The 7,641-nt window shown below is 30.0% G+C and carries 11 protein-coding genes; all 11 read left to right on the top strand.

The features are described 5' to 3' along the window. The first annotated feature begins 110 nt into the window (after positions 1–110). The 11 genes from dacB (at position 111) to ACIQ56_RS12340 (ending at position 7,578) form a co-directional block, all read left to right on the top strand. A complete protein-coding gene (gene dacB, locus ACIQ56_RS12390) occupies positions 111–1,637 on the top strand; it encodes a D-alanyl-D-alanine carboxypeptidase/D-alanyl-D-alanine-endopeptidase (protein ID WP_397601372.1) in 1,527 nt (508 codons plus the stop codon). A 3-nt stretch (positions 1,638–1,640) separates the two neighbouring features. After that, complete coding sequence (locus ACIQ56_RS12385; protein WP_153420616.1) at positions 1,641–2,327, top strand: Crp/Fnr family transcriptional regulator; 687 nt, start codon at positions 1,641–1,643, stop codon at positions 2,325–2,327. Positions 2,328–2,336: 9 nt separating this feature from the next. Beyond that, positions 2,337–3,014: an ATP-binding cassette domain-containing protein gene (locus ACIQ56_RS12380; RefSeq protein WP_397601371.1), complete on the top strand. Its 678-nt coding sequence runs from the start codon at positions 2,337–2,339 to the stop codon at positions 3,012–3,014. 1 nt (position 3,015) lies between these two features. Beyond that, a complete protein-coding gene (locus tag ACIQ56_RS12375) occupies positions 3,016–3,744 on the top strand; it encodes a heme exporter protein CcmB (protein WP_397601370.1) in 729 nt (242 codons plus the stop codon). A 7-nt stretch (positions 3,745–3,751) separates the two neighbouring features. Further along, a complete protein-coding gene (gene ccsA / locus ACIQ56_RS12370; protein WP_397601369.1) occupies positions 3,752–4,477 on the top strand; it encodes a cytochrome c biogenesis protein CcsA in 726 nt (241 codons plus the stop codon). Then, a complete protein-coding gene (locus ACIQ56_RS12365) occupies positions 4,474–4,668 on the top strand; it encodes a hypothetical protein (RefSeq protein WP_397601368.1) in 195 nt (64 codons plus the stop codon). Before ccsA ends, ACIQ56_RS12365 begins: the two co-directional genes overlap by 4 nt. Beyond that, positions 4,665–5,198: a cytochrome c maturation protein CcmE gene (locus ACIQ56_RS12360; protein ID WP_397601367.1), complete on the top strand. Its 534-nt coding sequence runs from the start codon at positions 4,665–4,667 to the stop codon at positions 5,196–5,198. The genes ACIQ56_RS12365 and ACIQ56_RS12360 overlap by 4 nt, the downstream gene beginning before the upstream one ends. Continuing rightward, a complete protein-coding gene (locus tag ACIQ56_RS12355; protein WP_397601366.1) occupies positions 5,179–5,787 on the top strand; it encodes a TlpA family protein disulfide reductase in 609 nt (202 codons plus the stop codon). The genes ACIQ56_RS12360 and ACIQ56_RS12355 overlap by 20 nt, the downstream gene beginning before the upstream one ends. Beyond that, entirely contained in the window at positions 5,787–6,131 is a 345-nt protein-coding gene (locus ACIQ56_RS12350) for an RNHCP domain-containing protein (protein ID WP_397601365.1), read from the top strand. The genes ACIQ56_RS12355 and ACIQ56_RS12350 overlap by 1 nt, the downstream gene beginning before the upstream one ends. Beyond that, positions 6,128–6,943, top strand: a complete 816-nt coding sequence (locus tag ACIQ56_RS12345; protein WP_397601364.1) for a UDP-2,3-diacylglucosamine diphosphatase — start codon at positions 6,128–6,130, stop codon at positions 6,941–6,943. Before ACIQ56_RS12350 ends, ACIQ56_RS12345 begins: the two co-directional genes overlap by 4 nt. Positions 6,944–7,107: 164 nt before the next feature. After that, complete coding sequence (locus tag ACIQ56_RS12340) at positions 7,108–7,578, top strand: substrate-binding periplasmic protein (RefSeq protein ID WP_397601363.1); 471 nt, start codon at positions 7,108–7,110, stop codon at positions 7,576–7,578. Positions 7,579–7,641: the final 63 nt, after the last annotated feature.

Genomic DNA, 7,641 nt, shown 5'->3' with positions numbered 1-7,641 from the left:
ACCTACGCAATGAATATCATCTCTGGAAGCCGGATGTGGGAAAACTACAAGTCCGGTTCTGCAGGGGTTTCATGGCAATGAATTACTTTATTTGAAAGGAAATAAAAGTCATGTCTCTACCTACCAATAAAAAATTATTTATATTAAAGAAATTAATTGTTTTTTTACCTTCGATTTCTTGTTTTTTTTTATCTTTAAATATTAACGCTCAAGAACAATCCTTTCCTAGTTTAAGTAAACTGGAAAAAAATGGATGCGCTGTTAGTGCTTTAGTAATACGCTTAAATGATGGAAAAGTATTAGCAGATTTAAATTCAGACAAACGCCTTTCTCCTGCTTCTGTAACCAAGCTTATTTTAGGTGCAAATATTTTAGAGACTTGGGGACCAAATAAAACATTTTCAACTCAATTTTATTTGAGAGGAAAATTAAATAAAGATATTTTAGAGGGAGATCTTGTTTTTTATGGAGTAGGAGACCCTTCTCTTACAAATGAAAAATTATGGTTTTTAACTACAGATATTGCAAGATTTGGAATAAAAAAAATAACTGGAAAAATTATAATTAATAATTCTTATTATGGAAAAGTAACAGACGATGAAAATAGAGCATCGGGAAAAACAAAAAGCCATAATGCCTATGATGCTCCTTTATCTTCTTCAGCAATTAATTTTAGTGTATTAGCAATCGTTGTTAGCCCTGCACAAAAAGAAGGGCTTCCTGCTAAAATAGCAATTGAACCTTACCCCATACCTAGCGCCAAAATTACCGGTACTGTAAAAACAACAAAAGAAGACTCTTCTCCACAAATTATTGTTTCAAGAATTTCAAAAAATGGAAAAGATGTTTATTCTGTATCTGGAAATATTCCTTTAAAATCGACTGCGCAAAGAATTTATCGCTCTGTTTCTAATGCGGATATTTATGCTGGAGAAACTTTAAATGCATACTTACAAAGTGCTGGTATCGAAACTTCAGGCTTAATAGAAATAGAATCTAAAAATTTAAATAAAAACGATATCCCAATGGCATCTATAAATGGGTATCCAATTGAATGGCAACTCAAAGGTATATTTGAAGTTAGCAATAACTATACAGCAGATATGTTAACTTTAAATCTTTTAAATGAAACAAATCCAAATAATAAAGGAGATTTAAAAGAAGGAGGAACACTTCTTGAAAAATATATGAAAAATATATTAAAAAATTCAACTTGGAATACTTCAAAAAATGTAAATACTCCTATAATTTTAGAAAGTGGAAGCGGTCTAACTCCAAATAATCGTCTATCTGCTAGAGATATTATTTCTGTGTTGGATCATATCTATTTTAATGGTAGAGCATTTCCAGCGTATCTTAATGCTTTGCCGATTGTTGGAGACGAAGGGACGCTTAAAAAAAGATTTACTTCTTCTTCAGAAAAACATCTTCAAGGAAGATTAAGAGGCAAAACAGGAACTTTAACAGAACCTGTGCACGTATCTGCTCTAGGAGGCTATAGCCGCCTATCAAATGGTGATTTTGTTTCATTTGCAATTATTGTAAATGGAATCAAATCTAAAGCACAAATTGATCTAAAAAACATACGAGATGCGATAGACTCGGACCTTGCAAAGGTTTTGCCATCGGAGCTTTAAAAAATGGAAAGAAAAACTAAGGGAACCTACACACTACGTAGATTGTTTCCTTCGCTTTCAGAAGAAGATTTACTTCGTTTCCAGGAAAATTCATCCGTTATTAGGCTAAAAAAAGGACAAAATCTTTTTATCTCTGGCGATACGCCACGCTCTATATATGGCGTTGCTAATGGATGTTTAAAAATAGTTAGAGAGAGTCAAGAAGGTGAAAGTGTTATTACAAGAATTGTAAGAGCAGGACAAATTGTTGGAATACGTGAAGTATTTGGAGAGTTCAAATACGGAAGAACTTCTGTAGCATTAAAAGATAGCGAAGTTTTTTCCATTGAAAAAACAATTGTTCTTGACTTAATTCAACGCAGTCCAGCTGTTTCATTACAATTTATGAAAATATTTTGCAACGAACTCTCTCGACTCGAAAAAAGAATTGAATCCGATCTTTACCGACCTGCAAAAAATAGAGTAGCATCAGTTATATTTGAACTTTTCAATTTATTTGCGGATGAAGGTGCACAAAACTTTGAGCCTCCTCTAAATAGAAGAGACATTGCCGAATTAGCCGACGTAACGCCCGAAACAGTAAGCAGAGCGATTGCTGATTTTAAACAAGCAGGAATTATGGAAACCCATGGTTCTTCATTTACAATTTTAGATACTATTTCACTTCAAAACGAAGCTGAAGAAAGATAATGAATTAGAATGTCATGTTACCTTTCATGCGAAAATATTGAGCTAAAGGTTGGTTTTCATACTCTCATTACAAACTTTTCTCTAATTCTGAATCCATCGCAGTCCATTGCGATTACGGGCTCAAATGGTACTGGAAAAACAACTTTATTAAGGGTTCTTGCTGGTATTTCCAAACCACACAATGGTAAAGTAACTGCAATGGAAGAACAACTTTATCCTAATAATGAAATTAAACACGAACATTTTTCTGTTTTTTTATCGAATATTCCATCACTTTTACTAGATCATTGTACCATTTGGAATTTAGAGTTTTTCGCAAATTCATTTGGATTAAAATTTTCAGTTGATGAATTTAAAAATGCCTTAAAAAAAGTGGGTCTTGAAAATAGAGAAAATCAAATTGCAAGAACATTATCAACAGGACAAAAAAGACGTTTGAGTTTAGCTGGATTAATATTAATTAAACCTAATATAATTTTAGCTGATGAACCTACAAATGGACTCGATGAAATGGGAAGTAATCTTTGTATAAATATATTCGAAGATTTAAAACAAAATAATTCATCATCAATTATAGTAGCTACTCATGATAAAAATATAATTGACTGGTGCCAAGAAAAAATTTCTTTAGAAAATTTCATACCTAATGAGAAAAAATTAAAATCTAAAATTAAGGTTTTACTCTAAAATGCTGTCTGAAACAAAAAAGAACAAAATTAAAATTTCAAATTGGTTTTTTAGTTTTATTTTAATTAATAAAATAAGCATGAGATCAATTTGGGCTAGAAAAGCCTCTTGGTTTGGAACTCTTATTTTTGCATGTTGTTTATTAATTTTATTTCCATTTGGATTAGGAACAGAAGCTCTAAATCGAGCAGATATTCAAATAGGATCTTTTTGGATTATTAATGAATTTATTGCCATACTTGCTATCAGTCGTATGTTTGCCCCAGAACAAGAGTCCTATGCTATGGACTTTTTATTATCGTCAAAAACTTCAAAGTCTGCCCTCCTAGCAGGAAAAATATCATTTACAGCCCTTCAAATTTTATCTTTGCAAATTCCAGTTACATTTTTATGGATAATATTATATAATATATCTAGTAATATCATGTTGGATCTTTTAAAAATTATGATACCTGTAAGCTTGATTTTTAACATTGGTACTGCAAGTTTAGGGGCGTTAGTATCATGCCTAACGGCAAGAAGCTTAGCAAAAGAAATTTTATTGCCTATGCTTTTTTTCCCCCTTCAAAGTGGAATTTTACTGGCTGCAGTTTCATTAACAATTCAGGTAGGAAACAACTCGTTACTAGGAGCTTTTAGTTCAGATGCATGGTGGACCATTTTAATTGCTTATCCACTTTTATTTACAGCTCTTGGCTTTCTTCTTAGTAACATCCTTCTTCAGGAATAAAACATATATGAAAATAGATGAATTGATTCATTATGAAATACCAAATACAATAAAAAAGCCAATTAAGAGATGGAATAGTTATTTATTCCTTTTTTCAATCATTCAAATTATGGGTTGGTATTTAGCCCTTTTTTATGTTGGTACAGATATAGATCAAGGAAATGTTTATCGAATTATTTTTGTACATGTTCCTGTTGCTTGGTGTGCTTTTTTTTGGGTGTTTTTAAGTGCAATTTTTGCAATTCTTACTTTAATAAATACAAAAAAATCTGAAATATTCGATCGTAGTAGTCACGCCGCTATTGAACTTGGCACTATATTTTCATTATTAACTTTAATTACAGGAAGTGTTTGGGGAAGACCAACTTGGGGAGTTTGGTGGGACTGGGATCCAAGATTAACTTCAAGCTTAGTTATGTTTTTAGTTTGTTGTGGATATTTGGTATTACGCCATTTTACTCCCGATCTAAAAACAAGAAGAAATGTATCCGCTGTTATTTCCATTATTGGTTCCGTAAATGTTCCAATTGTATATTATAGCGTAAATTTATGGAGATCCGTTCACCAACCTCAAACGTTTGCTGAAAAAACTCAAAATTCATCTTTAGATATTACATTGGTTTTATTATTTAATTATTTAGCAATGTTTTTATTAAGCATCGCAATTTATAAAATAAGAAGACAATCTATTTCTGCTAAAGAAACATTAGAATCAGCTAGAGGTGAACAATGAATTCAGAATATGGGAATACAGGTTGGCAAATTTTTGTTTATTCAACTTATATTTTTGTTGCGATCAGTCTTTTTTTATATATTTTTATGTCAATATACTCACGAAAAAAAAGTTTAAAAGCTATGCAAGATGAAGGCTTTTTTAATGATAAAAAGTCTGATTTAAACCCAAAAGAGGATGTAAAGGAATGAAACTAAATGGTGGACAAATTGCAGGATTATTAATTGTTATTGGGTCATTAAGTTTAATCATATATCAAGCAACTCGGAGTGAATCTTCTGTTACTTTTTATACTCCTGCAGAAGTTTATGCAAATCCAATTAAATTTGATGGAAAATTATTTCGAGTTTCTGGTTTGGTTTTAACAGGATCAAAACAATGGGATCCCAAAGCAAGTGATCTTAAATTTAAAATAACAGATTTAGAGGGTCATGATTTTCAAATTCATTACAAAGGAATTCCTCCTGATCTTTTTAAAGAAGGCCAAGGAGTTGTTGTTGAAGGTCGACTTATTGGCAATCCCGATGAAACTCAAAAAGAAAAGTTAATATCTGCAAATTTGCTTATGGTTAAACATAGTGAAGTTTATGATACAAAAAAAGATCACAAACAAATGAAAGAAGCTAAACTGCTAGATAGTATTTTAAAAGATCAAAATATTGATAAAAACCAAATAAAGTCATCTAAAACAGAGAATATAAATGCAAAAAAAGAATTTTAATAAAAAAAATTTAATTATATCAGGTTCTATTTTAATATTTTTTATGTCATTAATGATTTATGCTTTAAAACAAGACCCTAATTTTACACCTAGTCAATTAGTTGGAGAAAAAGCACCAATTATTTCTGCTCCCATTGCACAAGGTGGATCTTTTAATTCAGAAAATTCATTTAACAAAGGAAGATGGGTTGTTTTAAATTTTTGGTCCTCCTATTGTGTTGTCTGCAGAAGTGAAGCTCCAGAAATTGAAAATTTTTACCAAACAGTTACTTTAAATAGTACAACCAACCCAGACATTGTTAGTATAAATATTCAAGATGATAAAGAAGCAATTTCACAATGGCAAAGTAACTACGGCCAAACATTTCCTGTTGTCCAAGACACAAAAGGATTAATATCTATTCAATACGGAGTAACCGGAACTCCTGAAACTTTTTTTATTGATAAAAATTCTGTTGTGCGATACCGTATTGCAGGCCCCGTAAACAAAAATATAATTTTAAAGTTTATTGATTGGCTTGAAAAAAATCCAAATTCTAGCCAAGACGATGCCACAAAAGCTCTTATGAATATGAGAAACAATTCCTAATGTCTTTAGATGATCCAATATTTACAAAAATAAATGAATCTTTTACATGTTTAAATTGTCATTTTTCTGTTCCTCAAGCTCAAAGTACTTGTCGGGATCACTGCCCAAAATGCTTATTCAGCATACATGTAGATAACAACCCAGGGGATAGAGCATCTCAGTGTAAGGGTACTTTAAAACCTGTAGCTTGGTCTATGCATAAAAAGAAAGGCTATATGATTCATTATGTCTGCATGAAATGCTCTGAAGAAAAACGAAATAAATTTTTAGAAAATGACTCTTATTTTGCAGATGATTTTAATATTCTTTTAAAACTAAGCGGGGTAACAAAGGTAAAAACGTGAGAACAATTAAAATTAAAGAAGTAAAAAATTTTGTTATTATTTCTGATGTTCATTTAAGAGAACCTGAAAATCATATTACTCAATTATTCATAGAAACTCTTGATAAATTCATTTTAGAGAAAAAAAATAAAACATCTGAATTAGAAGCTATTTTTTTATTAGGTGATATTTTTGATTTTATAACAGTTTCAAAGAGTTTTTTTATAAAATTATGGGAAAATGTTTTTAATAAATTTCTTGAATTAAAATCTCTTGGAATTTCAATTTATTTTATTGAAGGAAACCACGATTTTGGTTTTGAACATTTTCATTCCAAAAAACTAGACAAATATTTTACAGATTATGGTGATTGCATTTTTGAATTTCAACATCAAAATTTTGGAAATGTTATTTTACGTCATGGTGATAATGTTGTTTGTTCTCCTACATACCATAAACCACGTGCTTTTTTTAAGTCTTATCTTTTTCAAAAAATAGCAAATTTATTTTTTAGTGGCTGGTTAATGCACTTTATATGCACAAAATATGCAAAAAGAAGTAGGAATAAAGGAGAATATAACGCTCTTCAATCCTCTTTTTTAAGATTTTGTATTACGGGTTACTTAAATGAATACCTGGAAATAAATAAAAAACAAATTGACACTCTTTTTATTGGACACATTCATGTTTTCATAGACTTAAATGTGAATGGAACAAAATTTATTGTAGGTCCAGACTGGTTTTCTGCTCCCAATTATATACATTGTAAGGCTGATGGAACATATAATAGATATTTCATTACAAATAAAATACCCTCCCACTTTGACTTTTAACCTTTTAAAATAAAAATTTCATTGAATAGAAAAAATAATAAATTAATTCATTTTTAATAAAATAGAACATAAATTACTAAGAAAAACTTATTAATTTATGTTCTATTTTTTATTCAATTTTTAATATATAATTAAGAAATAATATAGGAAAGGTTATTTCTGGTATGAAAAACATTTTTTCAGTTTTAAAAATGACTATTGTAATATTTATCTTATTTATTTCTTTCTTAAATAAAGTTCATGCGGAAGAAATATTTAACTTGTATACGGAAGATTATCCTCCTTATAATATGCCATTAGATGAAAAAACGGGGGACAATGCAAATGAAATAATTGGAAGCGCTACAGATACAATGAAAGAAATATTTAAACGCGCAAAAATAAAATATAGTATGGAATTACTACCATGGGCAAGGGCTTATAATTTTGCTTTAAAGAGAAAAAATACTGTGGTTTTTGCGGCATCAAGAACACCTGAAAGAGAAAATTTATTTAAATGGGTTGGTCCTATAGGTGAAAATAGCTGGGTATTTTTCTCATTAATAGATCCTAAAACAAAAAAACCTAAAATAAAAATAAATTCTATGGAAGAGGCAAAAAGTGTCCTCCCAATAAGTGATTTTTACAAAGCATAAATCCAGAATTAAATCTCCTTTTGAGGAGGAGATTTAAATGGAGATGGAAAATAGACTGTGTCC

Source organism: Silvanigrella sp. (assembly GCF_044369315.1).
GTDB lineage: Bacteria > Bdellovibrionota_B > Oligoflexia > Silvanigrellales > Silvanigrellaceae > Silvanigrella.
Note: the sequence above shows the minus strand (reverse complement) of the source record. Positions and strands in the feature narration are given on the sequence as shown.

Excerpts from the sequence above, each read along its gene's own strand:
- dacB (WP_397601372.1), top strand. The coding sequence starts at position 111 with ATGTCTCTACCTACCAATAAAAAATTATTTATATTAAAGAAATTAATT.
- ACIQ56_RS12385 (WP_153420616.1), top strand. The coding sequence starts at position 1,641 with ATGGAAAGAAAAACTAAGGGAACCTACACACTACGTAGATTGTTTCCT.
- ACIQ56_RS12380 (WP_397601371.1), top strand. The coding sequence starts at position 2,337 with ATGTCATGTTACCTTTCATGCGAAAATATTGAGCTAAAGGTTGGTTTT.
- ACIQ56_RS12375 (WP_397601370.1), top strand. The coding sequence starts at position 3,016 with ATGCTGTCTGAAACAAAAAAGAACAAAATTAAAATTTCAAATTGGTTT.
- ccsA (WP_397601369.1), top strand. The coding sequence starts at position 3,752 with ATGAAAATAGATGAATTGATTCATTATGAAATACCAAATACAATAAAA.
- ACIQ56_RS12365 (WP_397601368.1), top strand. The coding sequence starts at position 4,474 with ATGAATTCAGAATATGGGAATACAGGTTGGCAAATTTTTGTTTATTCA.
- ACIQ56_RS12360 (WP_397601367.1), top strand. The coding sequence starts at position 4,665 with ATGAAACTAAATGGTGGACAAATTGCAGGATTATTAATTGTTATTGGG.
- ACIQ56_RS12355 (WP_397601366.1), top strand. The coding sequence starts at position 5,179 with ATGCAAAAAAAGAATTTTAATAAAAAAAATTTAATTATATCAGGTTCT.
- ACIQ56_RS12350 (WP_397601365.1), top strand. The coding sequence starts at position 5,787 with ATGTCTTTAGATGATCCAATATTTACAAAAATAAATGAATCTTTTACA.
- ACIQ56_RS12340 (WP_397601363.1), top strand. The coding sequence starts at position 7,108 with ATGAAAAACATTTTTTCAGTTTTAAAAATGACTATTGTAATATTTATC.